This is a genomic window from Shewanella sp. 0m-6, from assembly GCF_052977325.1.
Genome location: NZ_JBRIMD010000011.1, coordinates 79,660 through 100,683, shown reverse-complemented (window position 1 = coordinate 100,683; position 21,024 = coordinate 79,660). Strand labels below are relative to the sequence as shown.

Sequence of the window (21,024 nt, the reverse complement as noted above, 5' to 3'; positions counted from 1 at the left end):
AAATTTTGAGCCTTATTAATCCGCTCACCGCAACACAGCCGGCTGCTAGCCAGCCACAACAGGCTAATGCTATTTCGCCACAAACAGCGCAGGCTGCGGCTCAGAGTACGGCTGCATCGGCGACTAACACTGAGCAGACATCAACGGGTAACCCGTTTCTTGATGGCTTACGTTTGCCTGAAGAAAGCGCTATTCCTGAACCCAATAGCCAGGAGTTAACCCAAGAGGATTTCTTCTCTCTATTGAGTCAACAGCTGTCGATGCAAGATCCCTTTAAGCCTGTTGAAAATGATCAGATGATCCAGCAGATGGCGTCTTTCTCAACGGTAGACGGGATCAGCAAACTGAACGAAGAGATTGTTAATCTAAATGCGTTAACCAGCTCAAGTCAGGCGTTACAGGCCTCAGGCCTTGTTGGCCAAAAGGTACTTATCCCGTCGGATACTGCGCATATCTCTGCTGAAGATCCGAACATGAAAGGCATCATCAGTACGCCGGAACCTGTCGAATCAATCATCGTCCGTATCGAAGATGAAAAAGGTCAGCTAATCACTACCTACAATGTCGATGGCAGTGCGGGTGGCAATATCGATGTCAGTTGGGATGGTTTAGATAAGAACGGCCAGCCCGTAGCTGATGGTAACTATACCTTCAAAGCCAGCGGTAAAGTTAACGGCACAAGCGAAGAGCTACCGGTATCGACTTACGCACATGTTACTAGCGTTTCACTTGGCACAGCAGCGACAGGCGCTATCTTAAACTTACGTGGCGTTGGCGGAATTAAGATCAGTGATGTGTTAGCTGTATCTGAAACCTAATAGCTAGAAACTCATTTTGCGAGATGTTGCGGCTTAAGGTAAAGCGCCAATGTCTCGAAACCGAATTAAACAAGGATTGAGGTGAATCATGTCATTTAACATTGCACTGAGCGGTATTTCGTCAGCCCAAAAAGATCTAAATACAACGGCAAACAATATTGCAAACGTTAACACCACTGGCTTTAAGGAATCTCGCGCAGAATTTGCCGATGTTTACGCGAACTCTATTTTTTCCAACAGTAAAACTGCAGTGGGTGGTGGTGTCACAACGAGTCAAGTTGCTCAGCAATTCCATCAGGGCAGTATGGCATTCACTAATAACTCGCTCGATATGGCGATTAACGGCGGTGGCTTCTTTGTGACCTCATCTGAAGCGGGATCACAAGATCATTCATTTACCCGTGCAGGCGCTTTCAAGTTTGACTCTAATAACTATATCGTTGACTCAGCAGGTAACTTCTTACAGACCTTCCCTGTAGATAAAGATGGTAACTCGACGTCGGTGAGTTTAACCACCACTAAACCGGTACAGATCCCTGATACCGCAGGTAGTCCGGTTAAGACTGATAACGTCGGCATTCAGATGAACCTAAATGCGGGCGAGGCGACACTCGATCCAGCAGCGTTCGATCCAGATGACCCAGATACATTTAATAACTCAACCTCAGTGACCATGTATGATTCACTGGGTGAGCCACACATTTTAACCTCATACTTTGTACGTCCTCCTAATGCCGCTCACACCGGTGAGAGTAACTGGGTAGCGTTTTATGCAGTCGACGGCAAACCTGTCGATTTAGATCCTGCCGCGGGTGAGTATAAGACTGATACCAACGGTGACGGTACGGCTGATGGCACTGCTAATGCTGAAAACGCAGGGGGTTGGAAAGGCGCGGCTATTTCATTTAACGATACTGGCGCATATACCGGCAGCAATCCAGCAGTTATTAAAACAGAAGCCTTAGGTGTTGGTGGTGCAGATGTATTAGGCGCTGGCGCTGATGGTAGCCAGACCTTAACGCTAAACTTTAATAACCCAACTCAGTATGCATCGCCATTTGAGGTGACAGAGTTAACTCAAGATGGTACTACGGTAGGGCGTTTAACTAACGTTGAAGTAGGCGCTGACGGCCTAATTAACGCCAGTTACAGCAATGGTTCAACAGTACCACTTGCACGTGTTGCCTTAGTGAGCTTTGCTAACGAGCAAGGGCTAACGCAAGCGGGTAATACCTCTTGGAAGGCGAGTTTAGACTCAGGCCCGGCACTTGCCGGAGAGGCAAACAGTGGTACTTTTGGTAGTGTTCGTTCATCGGCACTTGAACAGTCAAACGTAGACTTGACGACCGAACTCGTTGATTTGATCTCTGCTCAGCGTAACTTCCAGGCCAACTCAAGAACGCTTGAAGTGAACAACACGCTACAACAGACAGTTCTGCAAATTCGATAAGCTTTAAAAAGCTAAGAAGGGCGCTCGCAGGCTCACTGCGAGGTCCCTTCTTGGTTTTATGACCGAGGAAAAGCACAAGAGCCGAACGCTTCGCTCACGGAAGACGGAACGTTCGCAGGCTCACTCACAGAATGGTATAAGCTAAGAAGTTACTAGGGCGTTCGCAGGCTCACTTCGAGGACGCTTCGCTTCTAGGTCATAGGAAAAGCGCAAGAAAAGTCAAAAGCTAGCATTGGTTTTATTTATGCAATTGCTTTGATCTTTATGCTTTCCTAGAACCTAGAACCTTCTTTTTTCGTAGGTCGGCATTTATGCCGTCAGTTTAATCTTTTAAGCTTTTCCGTAAGCGAAGCGTTCCGTAGTGACCTTCAATTCAATCAAACAGTCACGTGCCGTCATGCCGCAGGCCGTTCGTCTTTGCATGCCCGTCTCAGCTTTTCTCATCTTAGCTTTAACCTAGGATCTAGAAGTCGCAACGCGACGCCCTCGCAGTGGCATTCAATTAAAGTCAATAGTCACGTCCTAGCAGCGTAGCGTCCTTCTTTATATATCTTGGCACGATGTTTGCTATTAATTTCGTTAGACGGAAGTTTGACGGAGTGTAAAGTGGACAAATTGCTCTATGTCGCGATGAGCGGCGCAAAACAGAATATGAATTCGTTGGCGGTCAGTGCCAACAATTTAGCAAACGCAAATACAGATGGCTTCAAAGCCTCTCTTGCTCAAGCTCGCTCTATGCAGGCTTTTGGCGAAGGTTTACCTACGCGCGTGTTCTCGATGACAGAAAGTCCGTCAGCTAATTTTTCTAGCGGTCCAATAAAAACCACTGGGCGTGATTTAGACATTGCCGTCAAAGGTGATGGCTGGATTGCTGTGCAAGCTGAAAATGGCGGTGAAGCGTATACCCGTTCAGGCAGCTTGCGTTTCGATAACTCTGGTGTGCTGCGTAATGATAGAGGCACGGCAGTGATGGGCGACAATGGCCCGATTGTATTGCCGCTACCCATTGAAAAGGTCGAAATCTCTCAAGATGGCATTGTATCTGTTCGTCCGTCAGGTGCCACAGCCGAGGTGATTGAAGAGGTTGCTCGCATCAAGTTGGTCAACCCAGGTAATCAAAATTTAATGCGCGGTGAAGACGGCTTGTTCCGTTTAATGTCGGGTGAGAATGCGCAGGCCGATCCAAGCGTCGGTCTGCTAAGCGGCGCAGTGGAAGGCAGTAACGTTAATGCCGTCCATGAGATGGTATCTATGATTGACCTACAGCGTCAGTTTGAGATGCAAGTGAAAATGATGAAAACAGCAGAAGAGAACGATCGCGCGTCCTCTTCCTTAATGCGCATAAGCTAGGAGAGACACTATGCATCCCGCTTTATGGATAAGTAAGACTGGTTTAGACGCTCAACAAACCGATATTTCAGTTATTTCTAATAACGTGGCTAACGCCAGTACCGTCGGGTTTAAAAAGAGCCGTGCTGTATTTGAAGACTTGCTGTATCAAAACGTCAGTCAAGCTGGCGGCATTAGCGCATCGAATACTAAATTGCCCAATGGTTTAAGTATTGGCGCCGGTACTAAAGTGGTCGCAACTCAAGAGATGTTTACTCAGGGCAACATGTTGACCACTGATAACTCGCTCGACTTGATGATTGAAGGCCCAGGTTTTTTTGAAGTGCAGATGCCAGATGGCACCGCAGCTTATACCCGCAATGGTCAGTTTAGTTTAGATGAAACCGGCCAAATCGTAACGCCGGGTTCAGGTTATGTGATCCAGCCTGCTATCACCATTCCAGAAGGCGCCACTAGCATTACCGTCTCGGCAGAAGGCGAAGTCTCTGTTAAGACGCCAGGTAATGCCGAAAACCAAGTGGTAGGTCAATTAGCCATATCCGATTTTATTAATCCGTCGGGACTCGACCCAATGGGACAAAACCTGTACGTAGAAACTGGGGCAAGTGGCACACCTATTCAAGGTACGGCTTCACTCGATGGTATGGGTGCAATCCGTCAGGGGGCGCTTGAAACCTCAAACGTGAACGTGACCGAAGAGCTGGTAAACCTGATTGAAAGTCAGCGTATTTATGAGATGAACTCAAAGGTGATCTCTGCGGTTGACCAGATGTTGTCTTACGTTAACCAGAATCTTTAAGATATTTTAAGAGGCTTTGACTATGAAGCGTTTGTGGGCTGTTTTCTTTATGGTGGCTTTATCGGCTTGTAATTCGACCAATGGCAAGCCAATTGCTGATGATCCTTATTACGCGCCAGTTTATCCTGAAGCGCCGCCAACCAAAATCGCTGCAACCGGCTCTATGTATCAAGATAGTCAGGCATCGAGCCTTTACTCTGATATTAAAGCGTTAAAAGTGGGTGACATCATTACCGTGTTATTGATGGAGCAGACTCAGGCTAAAAAGAGCGCCAATAACGAGATCTCTAAAGGCACAGATCTGTCGCTTGACCCCATTTATGCTGGCGGCGGCAATGTGACCATTGGCGGCAATCCCATCGATTTACGCTACAAAGACAGCATGAATACCAAGCGCGAATCTGACGCCGACCAAAGCAACAGCTTATCTGGCAGTATTTCAGCTAACGTGATGCAGGTGCTTAATAACGGTAACCTGGTTATTCGTGGTGAAAAATGGATAAGCATCAATAACGGTGACGAGTTTGTTCGCATTACCGGTATTGTTCGCGCGCAAGATATTCGACCTGACAATACGATTGACTCACAAAGAGTGGCTAATGCTCGTATTCAGTACAGCGGAACGGGTACGTTCGCCGAAGTACAAAAAGTGGGGTGGTTAGCCTCGTTCTTTATGGGCAGCTGGTGGCCGTTTTAGGCTCTATATTGGCGCCTATTGCTAAGGATTTAGGATGATGAAATTAAAATTAGCATTGCTATGTGTCATGTTGGTATTGACGGCTCCCGTTCATGCCCAGCGTATCAAAGACATTGCAAACGTACAGGGTGTGCGTAGTAACCAGTTAATCGGCTACGGTTTAGTGGTGGGTTTACCGGGTACGGGGGAAAAGACCCGTTATACCGAGCAAACCTTTAAAACCATGTTGAAGAATTTTGGCATTAACTTGCCTGATAACTTTAGACCCAAGATTAAAAACATCGCGGTTGTTGCCGTCAGTGCAGACATGCCGCCGTTTATCAAGCCGGGTCAAACCCTAGATGTTACGGTTTCAAGTTTAGGTGAGGCAAAGAGTTTACGTGGTGGCATGTTACTGCAAACCTTCTTAAGAGGGGTTGACGGTAATGTGTATGCCATTGCTCAAGGCAGCATGGTTGTCAGTGGTTTTAGCGCTGAAGGGATGGATGGCTCTAAAGTTGTTCAAAACACACCAACAGTTGGACGTATACCCAATGGCGCGATTATTGAGCGTACTGTAGCAACGCCATTTTCTACCGGCGATCATTTAACCTTTAACTTGCGCCGTGCGGACTTCTCAACTGCAAAACGTTTAGCCGATGCGATTAACGATCTGTTAGGCCCTGGCATGGCAAGGCCACTTGACGCAGCATCAGTGCAAGTCAGTGCACCACGAGATGTATCACAGCGGGTATCTTTTTTGGCAACGCTTGAGAATATTGAAGTTGAGCCCGCCGCAGAATCAGCCAAGGTGATTGTTAACTCTCGCACCGGTACGATTGTCGTGGGTCAAAACGTCAAATTATTGCCAGCGGCGGTGACTCATGGTGGTTTAACAGTGACGATTGCTGAAGCAACTCAGGTTTCACAGCCAAATCCCTTTGGAAATGGACAAACGGTTGTCACCACCGACAGTACCGTTGATGTGGCTGAAGAAGACAGCCGCATGTTTATGTTTAATCCGGGAACCACGCTAGATGAGCTCGTTAGAGCGGTTAATTTAGTGGGAGCAGCTCCGTCAGATGTGCTTGCGATACTCGAAGCGTTAAAGATGGCAGGCGCTTTGCATGGTGAATTGATAATAATCTAAATATTGTCAGTTTTATTGGAATGGTGTCATGGAAAAGCTGTCGAACGCATCGCAATTTCTGGATCTTGGAGGCCTAGACTCATTAAGATCTAGAGCCCAAAAAGATGAAACCAGTGCGTTAAAGGAAGTCGCCCAGCAATTTGAAGGGATCTTCGTGCAAATGCTGATGCAAAGCATGCGTGATGCTAATGCTGTGTTTGAATCCGATAGCCCAATGAACAGCCAATACACCAAGTTTTATGAGCAGATGCACGATCAGCAAATGTCGCTCAATCTTTCTGGTGAGGGCATGCTCGGCTTAGCCGATTTAATGGTGCAGCAACTGGATCCCGCTAATAGCCCTATGACACCTGCATCTGTATTGCGTGGTGATATTAATGGTGGCTCTAAAGCGGCAGCGCTGACAATGGATAAGCCCGACATGTTACAAATGCCAAACTCTCAGGTTTCGGGGCTTGATAGTTCGGTGACTCAAATGTCACCGTTTGCAGCAATGACTCCCGCTTCATTAAGCCAAACTATGCAGAGCTCTAGTTTACAGAGCTCTAATTTAAAAAGCCCAACCATACACAGTCAAGCAACGCCAGCACCACATGCATTAACCAGTAGCGCTCAGACTCAAACATTAGATTCAGTATTGAGTGGCAAAGTGTTGCCGTCAGCGGCAGTCAATAGTGATAAGTCTCAAGCCAACTTTACCAGCCAAGATGAATTTGTTGCCCGTTTATATCCCCATGCACAAAAAGCCGCTGAGGCATTGGGCACTACGCCAGAAGTATTGATTGCTCAGTCAGCGCTAGAAACAGGTTGGGGGCAGAAAATGGTTAAAGGTCATCAAGGGCAGCAAAGCAATAATCTGTTTAACATTAAGGCTGACAACCGCTGGCAAGGCGATAAAGCCTCCGTTAGTACTCTGGAGTATGAGCAGGGCATCGCCGTTAAGCAGCAGGCGAATTTTAGGGTGTATGACGATATAGGCCAAAGCTTTAATGATTTTGTGTCGTTTGTATCTAATGGCGAGCGCTATCAAGACGCCATGAAACAAGCGGCAAACCCACAAGCGTTTATTCGTTCTTTACAAGACGCTGGGTACGCCACCGATCCTAAATATGCCGACAAGGTTATTCAGGTGATGAAAACCATTACTCGAGACTTTAACGATGTCTTGCAAGGGGTTAAGCAATGAAGAAAAGACTTGTTCAATCTCTTGAAGTCGGGAGCCAGTACTCATGTCTTTAGATTTAATGAATATTGCTCGTACAGGTGTACTGGCTTCGCAGTCGCAACTGGCTATTACCAGTAATAACATCGCCAATGCCAATACTGCAGGCTACAACCGTCAGGTAGTGTCACAGTCGACACTGGATTCACAGCGTGTGGGCAATGATTTTTATGGCGCAGGCACTTATGTGTCAGACGTTAAGCGTGTCTACAACGATTATGCGGCGCGCGAGCTTCGCATTGGCTCTACTGCGGTCAGTGAATCACAAACCACCTTTAGCAAGATGAGTGAGCTTGACCAACTGTTTTCGCAAATAGGCAAAGCGGTACCGCAAGGGCTAAATGATTTCTTCGCGAGCATGAACGCGTTGGCCGATATCCCTGGTGATATGGGTCTGCGTGGTTCGTTGTTAACCAGTGCTAATCAGTTAGCTAATAGTGTTAATCAGATGCAAGGTCATCTTGATGGGCAAATGACCCAAACCAACGACCAGATCTCTGCCGTGACCGACCGGATCAATGAGATCAGTAATGAACTGGGCAGTATCAACCGTGAGCTGATGAAGTCTCAAGGTCAAGATATGCAGTTATTAGACAAGCAAGATGCGTTGATCCTTGAGCTCAGTGAGTATGCCTCTGTCAACGTAGTACCACTAGAGTCTGGAGCCAAGAGCATTATGCTCGGCGGTTCGATGATGTTGGTCTCGGGCGAAATGTCGATGCAAATGGGAACCGCCCAAGGCGACCCTTACCCAAATGAGCTGCAAATTACGGCGCAATCGGGTAGCAAGAGCATGATTATTGATGCGAGCAAACTCGGTGGTCAGTTAGGCGCCCTAGTTAATTATCGCGATGAAACATTAATTCCATCGCAAATGGAGCTGGGTCAATTTGCTTTAGGAGTGAGCGATGCGTTTAACCAAGCCCAGGCTCAAGGGTTTGACTTAAATGGCCAAGTGGGTGGCAATATCTTTACCGACATTAACGACCCATCTATGCAACTCGGTCGCGTTGGCGCACTTTCAAGCAATACCGGTAATGCAAATTTAAGCGTTAATATTGATGATGTTGGCAGCCTAAGCGGCAGTAGCTATGAGCTTAAGTTCACCGCACCTTCAAGCTATGAATTAAAAGATGCCGCCAGCGGCAATATTACGCCGCTCACACTCAATGGCACCAAGCTTGAGGGCGCGAACGGCTTTAGTATCAATATCGATGCAGGGGCATTGGCTTCGGGGGACACCTTTGAGATCCGCCCAACATCGAGTGCTGCAGTGTCCTTATCGGTTGAAATGACCGATCCCAAAGGTATTGCCGCCGCAGGTTCAAAGATTACCGCCGATGCGGCCAATACCGGCAACAGTCAAGTGAGCGTGATCAGCATTGATGATAGAAGTGCGGCAAACTTTCCTGTAACGGGCTCTGAATTAACATTTGAAATTGACCCATCAGCCGTACCACCAAGCTTTGAAGTGTTTGATGTTAATGGTACATCACTTGGCGCGGCAGCGGCGTATACGCCACCGACAATCAGTGCTCATGGTTTTACTTTTGAGATTGATTCTACGGCATCGAGTACCGAGAAGTTTAGCTTTGATTTGTCATTTGCCGAAGGTGACAACAGCAATATGGTCAACATGGCTAAGCTCAGCGAGGCCAAGTTGATGAATGGTGGTAAAACCACGCTAACCGATGTGTTTGAGAACACAACCTTAGATGTAGGTAGTAAAACCAAGTCAGCTGAAATGTCTATGGGCTCATCTGAAGCGATTTATAACCAGGCTTACACTCGAATCCAAAGTGTATCAGGGGTAAACCTTGATGAAGAAGCGGCCAATCTCATGCGTTTTCAGCAGTCGTATCAAGCATCGGCACGGATCATGACCACCGCCAATGAGATATTTAACACACTATTTAGCTCATTGCGCTAGCACTGAACGCTTAAATATTTGAGACAGGATTAGGAAATCAGATTATGCGAATTTCAACTGCGCAAATGTTTCATCAAAACATAAATAGTGTGACCCAAAAGCAGTCGCAAACAAGCCAAATCATCGAGCAGTTATCGACAGGGAAGCGAGTGAACACTGCTGGTGACGATCCCGTGGCTTCTGTGGGGATCGGAAATCTAAATCAACAAAATGCAGTGGTCGATCAGTTTCTGAAAAATATTGATTACGCTAAAAACCGCTTGTCAGTGTCAGAGAGCAAGCTTGGCAGTGCAGCAACAATTACCAGTAGTGTAAGAGAGCAAGTCCTTAGGGCGGTGAACGGCACCTTGACCGATTCCGATCGGCAAACTGTTGCCGATGAGATACGCGGCAGCTTAGAAGAACTCATGTCAATTGCTAATAGCAAAGACGAGTCAGGTAATTACCTGTTCAGTGGATTTAATACTGATAGTCAACCTTTTGAGTTTGATGCCAGTGGTAGTGTGGTTTATCACGGTGATAGTGGGGTGCGTGACAGTATTGTTGCGTCTGGCGCGACGATTGGGGCCAATATTCCTGGTGATACCGCTTTTATGAATGCAGCGAATGGGTTAGGCGACTACAGCGTCAATTATTTGGCCACGCAAACTGGTGAGTTTAGTGTTGAAAGCGCAAAAGTGACAGATCCCGCAACCCATGTGCCAGATACCTATACATTCAACATGGTGGGGAATGATTTAGAAGTCAGAGATTCGACAAATGCCGTTGTAACCACGGTTACCGCATTTGACCCCAACACACCAGTATCGTTTAACGGCATCGAAGTTAAACTTGATGGTAAGCCGGCGCCAGGGGACTCATTTACCATGGAACACGCACCAGAGGTGAGTTTACTCGATACCATCAATAGCGCAATTGCACTGATTGAAGATCCAAATAAAGTGAATACACCTGCAGGGCAATCAGAGTTGGCACAAATGTTGAATAATATCGACAGTGGTATGAATCAATTAGATGTTGCACGAGGCGTAGCGGGTAATAGCTTAAAAAGCTTAGACAGTTATGCAGCAACCCATGAAGAAGAGAAAATTGTAAATAACTCGGCTTTATCGATGTTAGAAGATTTAGATTACGCCGAGGCGATAACGCAACTAGAGCAGCAACAGCAGGCTTTGAATGCGGCATCAAGTGTATTTACTAAGGTTGGCACTGTATCACTGTTTGATTATATCTAACCGTGTATGCCAGCTGGATAATAAGAATTCAAATTAACCGAAATTAGCCAAGCCTAAAGTCTTGGCGGTAACTTTAGATAAGGGAAATCATAATGGCTATTACCGTTAATACCAACGTTACATCTATGAAAGCGCAGAAGAACCTTAATACTTCAAGCCAAGGGCTTTCTACATCAATGGAGCGTTTATCAAGTGGTCTTCGCATTAACAGTGCTAAAGATGATGCTGCTGGTTTAGCGATTTCTAACCGCTTGAACTCGCAGGTTCGTGGTCTTGAAGTCGGCATGCGTAACGCTAACGATGCAATTTCTATTGCACAAATTTCCGAAGGCGCGATGCAAGAGCAGACAAACATGCTGCAGCGTATGCGTGACTTGGCAATTCAATCTGAGAACGGTGCAAACAGTGCCGATGACTTAACAGCCATCAAAGAAGAGATGGATCAGCTAGTAACTGAAATTACAGCCATTGGTGACAGTACCGCTTTTGGTAATACAAAGCTGCTTGCGGGTGAGTTCTCTGCGGGTAAGAAGTTCCAAGTTGGTCACCAAGATGGTGAAGACGTAACGGTAACGGTTAAGACTACTAACGCGACAACGCTTTCTGTCGCGGCACTTAACGTGACAACATCTGCAGGCCGTGACGTGGCAATTGGCCAACTTGACGCGGCAATCAAAAACATTGATACCCAACGTGCGGAACTTGGTGCGGTGCAAAACCGTCTTTCACACAATATTAGTAACAGTGCTAATACTCAGGCTAACGTAGCCGACGCTAAGAGCCGAATTGTTGACGTTGACTTTGCCAAAGAAACTGCAGAGATGACTAAAAACCAAGTACTACAGCAAACGGGCAGTGCTATGCTTGCTCAAGCGAATCAGTTACCACAAGTGGCATTATCATTACTGGGCTAATTTAACGTCGGTTATGCTTAACCCTAATTAACTGGGTAATTGCGCATTAAAGATCCATATTGACTGTTTGCACAGTGAATATGGATTTTCTTTTTGTAGCTAAAAGTCGACGCTTGTATCGTTCTTACTTTGCTGTATTTATTGGTTTTTTTAAATTAAATTATTTTTTTCAAAAAAAGCACTAAAGAATAAAAAATCACTGCCGTTAAAGTTACTGTAACCCAATAGACCCGCCTGGCGTAAATAGACAGGCAAGTTTTAAAGCCAGGTATTAAAGAGGAAACAGATTATGGCTATTACAGTAAATACAAACGTGACTTCAATGAAAGCACAAAAGAACTTGAATGCTTCTAGCCAAGGTTTGGCAACTTCAATGGAGCGTCTTTCAAGTGGTCTACGCATTAACGGTGCGAAGGACGATGCAGCGGGTCTAGCTATTTCTAACCGTCTAGATTCACAGGTACGTGGTCTAGAAGTGGGCATGCGTAACGCAAACGATGCTATCTCGATTGCGCAAATCTCTGAAGGTGCAATGCAGGAGCAAACAAACATGCTTCAGCGTATGCGTGACCTAGCAATCCAATCTGAAAACGGTGCAAACAGTGCTGACGATTTAACAGCGATTAAAGCTGAAATGGATGAGCTTGCAACAGAGATTACCTCAATTGGTGATACAACTGCATTTGGTAACACTAAGTTAATGGATGGCGGTTTCTCTACCGGTAAGAAGTTCCAAGTTGGTCACCAAGATGGTGAAGATGTCACGATTACCGTTAAAAAGACCGATGCGACAACACTTTCGGTTGGAACATTAGATGTAACAACTTCAGCGGGTCGTGATGCTGCCATTGGTAAGCTTGATGCGGCAATCAAGAACATTGATGGTCAACGTGCTGAATTGGGTGCGGTTCAAAACCGTTTATCACACAACATCAGTAACAGTGCCAATACTCAAGCTAACGTTGCAGATGCTAAGAGCCGTATTGTTGATGTGGATTTTGCCAAAGAAACTGCTGCGATGACTAAGAACCAGGTGCTACAGCAAACAGGTTCTGCGATGCTCGCACAAGCAAACCAGTTACCACAAGTTGCACTATCTCTTCTTTAATAGGGGCTCTCAATAAGAGAGCAGAACGTTAAAGTAGTAGCCTAAAAGGGAGATTCGTAATGAGTCTCCCTTTGTTGTTTACATTTCAAGGCGTTTAGTACGTCGTTAAATACAGTCTTATGGAGGTGAAGTATGACAATGGATGTAAGTTTCGCTAGTTCCACAAACCCTACAGCTGTAAAATTGGATACGAATAATAGCACTGCAGCTACAGGTTCAGAGCCGTTGCTAAGCTCTGCTTTGAAAAGCAAAGCTGAAGGCGCAATCAGTGGCATATCCTCAACGGAAGAGGCCAAAGAGCAAACGCTAGCGCTTCATGATGTTGCAAATGAGCTTACCGATATGATGTCGTTGATGCGAAAAGGTTTAGCCTTTAAAGTTGATGAACACTCAGGTCAGAATATTGTTAGTGTTATGGATGTAGACTCTGGGGATGTTATTCGCCAGATCCCAAATGAAGAAGCACTTGAGTTAGCGCAAAAGCTAGCAGAAGTGGCTGGATTCTTGCTTAAGACTGAAGCGTAACAGACGCGTCAACAATCAAATTATTTTGTCTAGGGGGCAAAAATGGCATTAACAGCAACCGGTATTGGCTCCGGCTTAGATATCAACACCATTGTTGGGGTGTTAGTTGATGCCGAAAAAGTACCCAAAGAAGCAATTTTTGATAAAACTGAAAAAACGATTGAAGCTAAGGTTTCGGCGATCGGAACACTTAAGAGTCAGTTGTCCACCTTCCAAGATGCTCTTGAAAAGCTGTCAGATCCCGCATCACTAAATATACGCAAAGTGTCTACGGGTGACAGTAGTTACTTCAGCGCTGTTGCTGACAAGAATGCTCAATCTGGTAGTTATCAAATTCAAGTAGAGCAATTAGCGACTTTCCATAAAGTTGCAGGTACTAACGTTGCAGATGCAAGCGCCGCTTTAGGTCAGGGTAAGTTAGATCTTTCTGTTAATGGTAAGGCTTTCTCTATTGAGGTTGAAGCGGGTGACTCGTTAGAGGCTATCGCAAAAAAAGTCAATGATTCTGCTGATAACTCTGGTGTTACGGCAACCATCATTAAGAGTGATGGTGGTAGTCGTTTGGTATTTAGCTCAGATGAGTCAGGTACTGACAACCAAGTGACAGTGAGTGCGACTGATACTGTTGGAACCGGCTTGAACGATATGTTCGGTGCAGGTAATTTGACCGAGTTGCAAGCTGCACAAAATGCGATAGTACACATCGATGGTCAAAAAGTGACCTCGCAAAGCAATGATGTTGAAAATGCGATTGCTGGAGTCACACTCTCTTTGACCGATGCCGATGTCGCTAAGACATCAACATTAAAGATTGAGCAGGATAATGAGGCTGTTAAGGATAACGTTAAAGGTTTTGTTGACGCTTATAACACCTTAATTGACTCAATAAACAAATTATCGAGTTATGACGTAGAAAAAGAAGAAGCGGCGGCGCTACAAGGCGATTCAATGATCCGCTCGATTGAGTCGCAGCTGCGTAATATGATCAGTAACAGGGTCGATGTAGACGGTGAAACCATTGCGCTTTACGATATTGGTATTGAAACCGACCGATATGGCAATATGTCGATTGATGATGCAAAGCTTGATAAAGCCCTTGCTGAAGATATGGGGTCTATCGAGGGCTTATTTGCCACCCCTGATACGGGGATCGCGACCAGCTTAGATAAGGTGGTTGACGGTTACGTTAAATCTGGTGGTTTAATCGATAGTCGAAATAATGCGTTAACGAGCGATAAACAACGTTTAGACGATCAGCGTGAGGCCTTTACTCGTAAGATGGATCTGCTTGAGGCTCGTCTATTTAAGCAGTTTAACGCGATGGACCTGATTGTTGGACAGTTAAACCAGCAGAGTGCGGGTTTGGCTGACAGGTTGAATTCATTACCTGGTGTTGTTAGCCAATAATTATTTAACTTTAGTTAGCTTAGGAGTTTAGTTTGCAGTCATTATCCGAGTTAAATGAAGCGTTGGAAAAAGTGCTTGCCACACTTAATCAAGTGCCTGCTGAAGACAACTCCACCGATGAGTTGGTATCATATTTGCAGGAGTTGGTTGGGAAGCGTCAACTTTTACTCACTAGTATATTTGCTAACGCAACTGATGCAGATGAATCTGAATTGAGAAAGCAATTATTGATAACTCAATCTTTTGAAGCGCAAGCTAAAGTGATTCTGGAGCATAGACAATCACTGCTGTATGCGGGACGTAAAAGTAAACGACAGCTAAATGTTTACAAAGCTATAGATGCTAATAGGTAGGTTTTAATGAGAAGTTCTCTTCAATCATATCGTAAGGTTTCGCTAGAGAGCGAAATAGCAGTGGCGTCACCACATCGCATTATTCAGATGATGTTTGACGGTGCGCTGCAACGTATTGCGCAGAGTCGTTATGCGATTGAACACAATGATCTTGCTAACAAAGGTATATTCATTGGCAAGGCCATCGGTATTATTACAGGCTTACATAATAGCTTGAACATGGACGCGGGTGGGGATGTCGCAAAAAATCTTAATGAGTTATATGATTTTATGTTACGCCGCATTTCAGAAGCAAACCTCAATAATGATGTTAAAGCACTCGATGACGTCAGTGGTATCATTAGAACGATTAAAGAAGGGTGGGATGCTATTCCGGCTGATAAACACCATATAGATTCCCATGCTAATGCAATGTAAGTGTTAGAGATGATAGGGAGGTAATTACGCCTCCTTTTTGTCACCTGTCAATAATATGTCTAACTACTGATTATAAAGTAGAGTTTTTAACCTAAAACTTAGTCTGTTCCTCATAAAATCCATCAGGGGCTTGCTAATAACGGGCTGATAATACACTATTCTATTCGGTAGATATTTGAGAATGAATTTTAGATAACTACCGGCCAGATAATGGCTTGTAAAAATTGGCTTGAGAAAAGCAACGAACACTAATAATTAATGCGCTGAAATATTTAAGCCTAACGGCCTTCGGAATGATGCAAACAGATCAACGAATTCTACTTATCGGTAACCAGTCTGAGCGAATTAATCGCTTGTCGTGTGTATTTGAGTTTTTAGGTGAGCAAGTCGAGCTGATCGATTTTGATAAACTTGAAATGCATACTAAGCAAACGCGTTTTCGTGCGATTGTTTTACCGTCTGAAAATCAATCGAAAGAACTGACTCAGTCTTTGGCTAGTGCGCTTCCATGGCAGCCTATTTTATTGCTCGGTGAAAGAGGCGACGTGAAAGCGTCGAATATTCTTGGAAGCATCGAGGAGCCATTAAACTATCCGCAATTAACTGAATTACTTCATTTCTGTCAGGTCTATGGACAAGTTAAACGTCCAGAGATCCCAACAAGTGCCAATCAGACTAAATTATTTAGAAGTTTGGTCGGTCGCAGTGAAGGCATTGCTAATGTCCGTCACCTTATTAACCAGGTTGCAAGCTCTGAAGCTACAGTTCTAGTTCTTGGGCAATCGGGTACGGGTAAAGAGGTTGTAGCCCGTAATATTCATTATATCTCCGATCGCCGTGATGGCCCGTTTATTCCGGTCAACTGTGGTGCTATCCCTGCCGAGTTATTAGAAAGTGAACTTTTTGGTCACGAAAAAGGCTCATTTACAGGCGCGATTAGTGCCCGTAAAGGCCGTTTCGAACTGGCTGAAAAAGGCACGTTATTTCTAGACGAGATTGGTGATATGCCCCTGCAGATGCAGGTAAAACTGCTACGCGTTTTGCAAGAACGGATGTTTGAACGTGTTGGTGGCAGTAAGTCTATCTCTGCTGATGTTCGCGTTGTCGCTGCCACTCATAGAAACTTAGAAACTATGATTGAAGAGGGCGGATTTAGAGAAGATTTGTATTACAGATTGAATGTTTTCCCTATTGAAATGCCAGCTTTGTGTGAGCGCAAAGAAGATATCCCACTATTACTGCAAGAGTTGGTGAGTCGCGTTTATAACGAAGGCCGTGGTCGAGTTCGTTTTACTCAACGAGCTATTGAGTCATTGAAAGAGCACTCATGGTCTGGCAACGTACGTGAACTTTCTAATCTGGTTGAGCGGTTAACCATTCTCTATCCGGGTGGATTAGTCGATGTAAATGACTTACCGATTAAGTATCGTCATATTGATGTGCCAGAGTATTGCGTAGAGATCAGTGAAGAGCAGCTTGAGCGCGATGCCTTAGCGTCAATTTTTAATGATGAAGAGCCAATCGACATTCCAGAAACCCGTTTTCCAAGTGAATTACCCCCGGAAGGTGTTAATCTGAAAGATCTTTTGGCTGAGCTTGAAATTGATATGATCAGGCAAGCGCTAGATCAGCAAGACAACGTGGTTGCCCGCGCAGCAGAAATGCTCGGTATTCGTCGTACTACGCTAGTTGAGAAAATGCGTAAATACGGTATGGGTAAAGATTGATAAAAGCCGGTTCAAGCTAAGACGAACGCTTCGCTCACGGAAGACGGAACGTTCGCAGGCTCACTTCGAGGACGGACTTCCTCCTGCTAGAGCGCTTCGCTTCTAGGAAAAACACAAGCAAAGACTGTTTAAGCTGAGATGGTTCAAGCTAAGATGGTTTGAATCAAAGTGAACTTTCGATATTTACCTACTTTCTTGAATAAGCCAGAAGATGAGTCTTCTGGCTTTTTTATGGCTCATCGCGGTTTTTCGGCTTTGTATATCAATTATTGCCGTCGTTTTAATCTTTTCCGTAAGCGAAGCGTTCCGTAGTGGCATTCAATTTAATCAAGCTGCCACGTGCCGTGAGGCCTGAGGCTGTTCGTCTCTGCATGCCCGTCTCAGCTTTAACCTAGAACCTAGAAGTCACGAAGTGACGCTCTCGCAGTGGCATTCAATTAAAGTCAATAGTCACGTCCTCGCAGCGCAGCGTCCTTCTTAGCTTTAAACAACTGGCACACTTCCTGCTTCACCCCATTCAAATGCAGTTTTTTTGACGGGGCCACCATGTCCGCTATTCCAAAACCACAAATCGATACAGCTAATGCGACTGATGCCGTTGGCAAAGCACATGTTGTTGATGTCAATGCTGTAAAGCGTCCACAGCTGGTTGATGTGCAGCAGGCCGCGAATATGTCAAATCGCTTGGATCATATTCTGCAGGCGATGCCTTCAGGCGTGGTGATTATAAATGGCGATGGTATGGTCACCGATGCAAATCCCGTCGCGATAGAACTGCTCGGTAGCCCGCTTGAAGGTTTACGTTGGCTACAAATAATAAATCGCGCTTTTTCACCCCAAGATGATGATGGCCATGAGGTTTCTTTACGAAACGGTCGTAGAGTTAAGCTTGCTATTACTCCGCTAACACCAGAGCCTGGGCAGTTAATTGTGTTAACGGATCTAACTGAAACGCGATTGCTGCAAAAAAACCTGTCCCATCTACAACGGTTATCAGCGTTAGGTAAAATGGTGGCAACTCTTGCTCACCAAGTCAGAACGCCGTTAAGTGCAGCACTGCTGTATGCCTCTAATCTTGCAAGCACCAAGATATCTGATGATGCTAGAAAGCGCTTTCAAGGTAAGCTTGTCGATAGACTTAATGAGTTAGAGCATCAGGTCAACGATATGCTGTTAATGGCAAAAGGACGTCAGCAAGAACTTGATAATATTATTGTTATTGAAGAAGTGGTTGATAACGTGTTGAGTAATTGCCAGCCAATCGCAGAGCAAAAGGCTTGTAAGTTGGTTTTTAATAATGAATCAAAGCAAAAAATTAGAGCCAATGATGCCGCTTTGTGTTCAGCAATCAATAATCTAGTGATGAACAGTATCGAAGCGGGCGCAAACCAAATCACGTTACATGCATTTGATACTAATACGGCTCTACACCTTGATGTCATCGACAATGGCAAGGGGCTGGATGCGGCTATGCAACAAAAGGTATTAGAACCTTTTTTTACTACCAAATCTCAAGGTACAGGTTTAGGTTTAGCCGTGGTGCAGTCGGTAGTGAGTAACCATGGTGGAAAGATGCAGTTTAGTTGCCACCCGGGCAATGGCTGCACAGCTTCATTGAAGTTTCCATTGCTGACAACCATCAAAAATGAGCAAGTACTAGGAGAGAGCCAGCATGTCTGAAGGTAAGTTGTTACTGGTAGAAGATGACGCATCACTGCGCGAAGCGTTACTCGATACCTTGATGCTAGCTCATTATGATTGCGTCGATGTTGGCAGTGCCGAAGAAGCCATTTTGACCTTAAAAAGCCAACGCTTTGATATGGTTATTAGTGACGTGCAGATGGAAGGCGTCGGTGGGATAGGTCTGCTTAATTACTTACAGCAGCACCATCCTAAAGTTCCAGTATTGTTAATGACGGCTTATGCAACTATCGATAATGCTGTTAATGCAATGAAGTTGGGTGCGGTGGATTATTTATCAAAGCCGTTTTCTGCCGAAGTATTAGTTAATCAAGTTTCTCGCTATATGCCGGCAAAGGCTGCTGAAGGCACACCGATTGTGGCTGATGAAAAGAGCTTGGCGTTATTGGCTCTGGCGCAGCGCGTAGCGGCCTCTGATGCATCTGTGATGATTATGGGACCAAGTGGCTGTGGTAAAGAGGTGTTGGCTCGATATATTCATCAAAATAGTCAACGCGCCGAGCAGCCATTTGTGGCGATTAACTGCGCAGCAATCCCTGAAAATATGCTCGAGGCTACCCTGTTTGGCTACGAGAAAGGAGCGTTTACTGGCGCCTATCAAGCGTGTCCAGGTAAGTTTGAGCAAGCACAAGGTGGCACCTTATTACTCGATGAGATCTCTGAGATGGAGGTGGGGCTGCAGGCAAAACTGTTGCGTGTACTACAAGAGCGCGAAGTTGAACGTTTAGGCGGGCGTAAAACGATAAAGCTTGATGTTCGGGTGCTTGCTACTTCTAATCGTGATTTAAAAGCCATGGCAACATCGGGCGAGTTTAGAGAAGATCTGTATTATCGTATCAACGTATTCCCGCTGACCTGGCCTTCACTTAATCAACGTCCAGCCGATATTTTGCCCTTGGCAAGGCATCTACTGCAACGTCATGCATTGATTGCTAATTACAGTGAGTTACCCGAATTAAGCGAATGCGCATCACGACGTTTATTGACTCATCGCTGGCCTGGCAATGTGCGAGAGCTTGATAACGTAATTCAAAGAGCCTTGATTCTATGCACTGCAAAAGAAATAACGGCAGCAGACATTATTATCGATTCAGTAGAATTAGATTTTAACCCTGAAAGCACACCTTTAGTTGTTAATAAACCCGCAGAGCTTGAAGGTTTAGGTGATGAGCTTAAAGCACAAGAGCATGTGATTATTTTAGAAACCTTGACTCAATGTAATGGCAGTCGAAAGTTAGTTGCTGAAAAACTTGGCATCAGTGCCAGAACGCTGCGCTATAAGATGGCAAAAATGCGCGACTCAGGAATTCAAATACCTGCTTAAAAGCTAAGACGAACGCTTCGCTCACGGAAGACGGAACGTTCGCAGGATCTCTCACAGAACGCTGCGCTGACGGTACAAGCTGAGAAGGTACAAGCTGAGATGAGAGCACATAAAATAATTTTTTGTAGGTTGGGCTTCAGCCCATCAATCAAGGAGGCACACACAAGGTTTGTCGGGATAAATCCCGACCTACGTTAAAAAAGGGCTAGGAAGAGACGGTACAAGCTTTTCCGGCTTTATCGTCTCAGCTCTATTCGGCTCTAAATCGTTTATGCTTTAATTGGCTTTTGCGTAAGCGAAGCGTTCCGTAGTGACATTCAATTAAATCAAACAGTCACGTGCCGTCAGGCCGCAGGCCGTTCGTCTATTGTTTTCCCGTCTCTGTTTTTAACGTCTTGGCTTTTTCTCGTTCTCTAGAAGTCACGAAGTGGCGCTCTCGAAGTGACGCAGTCACGTCCTCGCAGCGTAGCGTCCTTCTTGGCACTTCCCCTTCTTTTTACAAACTGGCAAGCTATTTGCTTTATCTCGCTATATCAACATTTTCGTCAAGAAAACGACATGGGAGCTAAGTATGCAAATTGGTGCGAATTCATTACTGCAAGAGATGCAGTCACTTAATGGTCAAATTGGTACTTCAAGCATTCAAACGGGCATTGCGCGCCAGGTTCAAAATACTTCAGGTAGTGATTTTGGTCAGCTGCTGTCGCAAGCTGTTGGAAATGTAAGCGAACTTCAATCAAATGCTGCTAATCTCGCCACTCGGCTCGATATGGGAGATACCACAGTCACTTTATCTGATACCGTGATCGCTAGAGAAAAATCAAGCGTTGCTTTTGAAGCAACCGTGCAAGTGCGCAATAAGCTCGTAGAAGCTTATAAAGAAATTATGAGTATGCCTGTTTAGGCCGTTATTACGTA

At 45.2% G+C, this 21,024-nt stretch carries 19 protein-coding genes; all 19 read left to right on the top strand.

Annotated features, from left to right (window positions below):
- The first annotated feature begins 5 nt into the window (after nucleotides 1-5).
- Nucleotides 6-818, top strand: a complete 813-nt coding sequence (gene flgD / locus ACVBJC_RS10665; RefSeq protein WP_447161429.1) for a flagellar hook assembly protein FlgD — start codon at nucleotides 6-8, stop codon at nucleotides 816-818.
- An 88-nt stretch (nucleotides 819-906) separates the two neighbouring features.
- Nucleotides 907-2,268 (top strand): flagellar hook protein FlgE, encoded by a 1,362-nt coding sequence (flgE, locus tag ACVBJC_RS10660; protein WP_447161428.1) that lies wholly within the window; start codon nucleotides 907-909, stop codon nucleotides 2,266-2,268.
- A gap of 606 nt (nucleotides 2,269-2,874) precedes the next feature.
- Nucleotides 2,875-3,618, top strand: a complete 744-nt coding sequence (gene flgF, locus ACVBJC_RS10655; protein WP_447161427.1) for a flagellar basal-body rod protein FlgF — start codon at nucleotides 2,875-2,877, stop codon at nucleotides 3,616-3,618.
- A gap of 10 nt (nucleotides 3,619-3,628) precedes the next feature.
- Nucleotides 3,629-4,417: a flagellar basal-body rod protein FlgG gene (gene flgG / locus ACVBJC_RS10650; protein WP_447161426.1), complete on the top strand. Its 789-nt coding sequence runs from the start codon at nucleotides 3,629-3,631 to the stop codon at nucleotides 4,415-4,417.
- A 22-nt stretch (nucleotides 4,418-4,439) separates the two neighbouring features.
- Nucleotides 4,440-5,114: a flagellar basal body L-ring protein FlgH gene (flgH, locus tag ACVBJC_RS10645; protein ID WP_447161425.1), complete on the top strand. Its 675-nt coding sequence runs from the start codon at nucleotides 4,440-4,442 to the stop codon at nucleotides 5,112-5,114.
- 37 nt (nucleotides 5,115-5,151) lie between these two features.
- Complete coding sequence (locus tag ACVBJC_RS10640) at nucleotides 5,152-6,243, top strand: flagellar basal body P-ring protein FlgI (RefSeq protein ID WP_447161466.1); 1,092 nt, start codon at nucleotides 5,152-5,154, stop codon at nucleotides 6,241-6,243.
- A 28-nt stretch (nucleotides 6,244-6,271) separates the two neighbouring features.
- Nucleotides 6,272-7,429, top strand: a complete 1,158-nt coding sequence (flgJ, locus tag ACVBJC_RS10635) for a flagellar assembly peptidoglycan hydrolase FlgJ (protein ID WP_447161424.1) — start codon at nucleotides 6,272-6,274, stop codon at nucleotides 7,427-7,429.
- 43 nt (nucleotides 7,430-7,472) lie between these two features.
- Nucleotides 7,473-9,395: a flagellar hook-associated protein FlgK gene (gene flgK / locus ACVBJC_RS10630; protein ID WP_447161423.1), complete on the top strand. Its 1,923-nt coding sequence runs from the start codon at nucleotides 7,473-7,475 to the stop codon at nucleotides 9,393-9,395.
- A 44-nt stretch (nucleotides 9,396-9,439) separates the two neighbouring features.
- Nucleotides 9,440-10,630, top strand: a complete 1,191-nt coding sequence (gene flgL, locus ACVBJC_RS10625) for a flagellar hook-associated protein FlgL (RefSeq protein WP_447161422.1) — start codon at nucleotides 9,440-9,442, stop codon at nucleotides 10,628-10,630.
- 92 nt (nucleotides 10,631-10,722) lie between these two features.
- Nucleotides 10,723-11,544, top strand: a complete 822-nt coding sequence (locus ACVBJC_RS10620; protein ID WP_447161421.1) for a flagellin N-terminal helical domain-containing protein — start codon at nucleotides 10,723-10,725, stop codon at nucleotides 11,542-11,544.
- Between the two features lie 289 nt (nucleotides 11,545-11,833).
- Complete coding sequence (locus tag ACVBJC_RS10615) at nucleotides 11,834-12,652, top strand: flagellin N-terminal helical domain-containing protein (protein WP_447161420.1); 819 nt, start codon at nucleotides 11,834-11,836, stop codon at nucleotides 12,650-12,652.
- 138 nt (nucleotides 12,653-12,790) lie between these two features.
- Entirely contained in the window at nucleotides 12,791-13,177 is a 387-nt protein-coding gene (locus tag ACVBJC_RS10610) for a flagellar protein FlaG (RefSeq protein WP_447161465.1), read from the top strand.
- A gap of 42 nt (nucleotides 13,178-13,219) precedes the next feature.
- Complete coding sequence (gene fliD, locus ACVBJC_RS10605; protein WP_447161419.1) at nucleotides 13,220-14,584, top strand: flagellar filament capping protein FliD; 1,365 nt, start codon at nucleotides 13,220-13,222, stop codon at nucleotides 14,582-14,584.
- 32 nt (nucleotides 14,585-14,616) lie between these two features.
- The gene (locus ACVBJC_RS10600) at nucleotides 14,617-14,937 is read left to right on the top strand and encodes a hypothetical protein (RefSeq protein ID WP_447161418.1); all 321 of its coding nucleotides are present in this window, start codon (nucleotides 14,617-14,619) and stop codon (nucleotides 14,935-14,937) included.
- A gap of 6 nt (nucleotides 14,938-14,943) precedes the next feature.
- The gene (gene fliS, locus ACVBJC_RS10595) at nucleotides 14,944-15,354 is read left to right on the top strand and encodes a flagellar export chaperone FliS (RefSeq protein ID WP_447161417.1); all 411 of its coding nucleotides are present in this window, start codon (nucleotides 14,944-14,946) and stop codon (nucleotides 15,352-15,354) included.
- A gap of 293 nt (nucleotides 15,355-15,647) precedes the next feature.
- Nucleotides 15,648-17,081 carry a sigma-54 dependent transcriptional regulator gene (locus ACVBJC_RS10590; RefSeq protein ID WP_447161416.1) on the top strand — a complete coding sequence of 478 codons (1,434 nt, stop codon included), beginning with the start codon at nucleotides 15,648-15,650 and terminating at the stop codon, nucleotides 17,079-17,081.
- Between the two features lie 546 nt (nucleotides 17,082-17,627).
- Entirely contained in the window at nucleotides 17,628-18,761 is a 1,134-nt protein-coding gene (locus ACVBJC_RS10585) for a sensor histidine kinase (RefSeq protein ID WP_447161415.1), read from the top strand.
- The gene (locus tag ACVBJC_RS10580; protein WP_447161414.1) at nucleotides 18,754-20,106 is read left to right on the top strand and encodes a sigma-54-dependent transcriptional regulator; all 1,353 of its coding nucleotides are present in this window, start codon (nucleotides 18,754-18,756) and stop codon (nucleotides 20,104-20,106) included. Before ACVBJC_RS10585 ends, ACVBJC_RS10580 begins: the two co-directional genes overlap by 8 nt.
- A gap of 571 nt (nucleotides 20,107-20,677) precedes the next feature.
- Nucleotides 20,678-21,010, top strand: a complete 333-nt coding sequence (gene fliE / locus ACVBJC_RS10575; protein ID WP_439267775.1) for a flagellar hook-basal body complex protein FliE — start codon at nucleotides 20,678-20,680, stop codon at nucleotides 21,008-21,010.
- Nucleotides 21,011-21,024 lie beyond the last annotated feature (14 nt).

Excerpts from the sequence above, each read along its gene's own strand:
- flgE (WP_447161428.1), top strand. The coding sequence starts at position 907 with ATGTCATTTAACATTGCACTGAGCGGTATTTCGTCAGCCCAAAAAGAT.
- fliD (WP_447161419.1), top strand. The coding sequence starts at position 13,220 with ATGGCATTAACAGCAACCGGTATTGGCTCCGGCTTAGATATCAACACC.
- flgK (WP_447161423.1), top strand. The coding sequence starts at position 7,473 with ATGTCTTTAGATTTAATGAATATTGCTCGTACAGGTGTACTGGCTTCG.
- ACVBJC_RS10585 (WP_447161415.1), top strand. The coding sequence starts at position 17,628 with ATGTCCGCTATTCCAAAACCACAAATCGATACAGCTAATGCGACTGAT.
- ACVBJC_RS10590 (WP_447161416.1), top strand. The coding sequence starts at position 15,648 with ATGATGCAAACAGATCAACGAATTCTACTTATCGGTAACCAGTCTGAG.
- ACVBJC_RS10615 (WP_447161420.1), top strand. The coding sequence starts at position 11,834 with ATGGCTATTACAGTAAATACAAACGTGACTTCAATGAAAGCACAAAAG.
- ACVBJC_RS10580 (WP_447161414.1), top strand. The coding sequence starts at position 18,754 with ATGTCTGAAGGTAAGTTGTTACTGGTAGAAGATGACGCATCACTGCGC.
- ACVBJC_RS10640 (WP_447161466.1), top strand. The coding sequence starts at position 5,152 with ATGAAATTAAAATTAGCATTGCTATGTGTCATGTTGGTATTGACGGCT.
- ACVBJC_RS10620 (WP_447161421.1), top strand. The coding sequence starts at position 10,723 with ATGGCTATTACCGTTAATACCAACGTTACATCTATGAAAGCGCAGAAG.
- flgG (WP_447161426.1), top strand. The coding sequence starts at position 3,629 with ATGCATCCCGCTTTATGGATAAGTAAGACTGGTTTAGACGCTCAACAA.
- flgL (WP_447161422.1), top strand. The coding sequence starts at position 9,440 with ATGCGAATTTCAACTGCGCAAATGTTTCATCAAAACATAAATAGTGTG.
- fliE (WP_439267775.1), top strand. The coding sequence starts at position 20,678 with ATGCAAATTGGTGCGAATTCATTACTGCAAGAGATGCAGTCACTTAAT.
- flgJ (WP_447161424.1), top strand. The coding sequence starts at position 6,272 with ATGGAAAAGCTGTCGAACGCATCGCAATTTCTGGATCTTGGAGGCCTA.
- flgH (WP_447161425.1), top strand. The coding sequence starts at position 4,440 with ATGAAGCGTTTGTGGGCTGTTTTCTTTATGGTGGCTTTATCGGCTTGT.
- fliS (WP_447161417.1), top strand. The coding sequence starts at position 14,944 with ATGAGAAGTTCTCTTCAATCATATCGTAAGGTTTCGCTAGAGAGCGAA.
- ACVBJC_RS10610 (WP_447161465.1), top strand. The coding sequence starts at position 12,791 with ATGGATGTAAGTTTCGCTAGTTCCACAAACCCTACAGCTGTAAAATTG.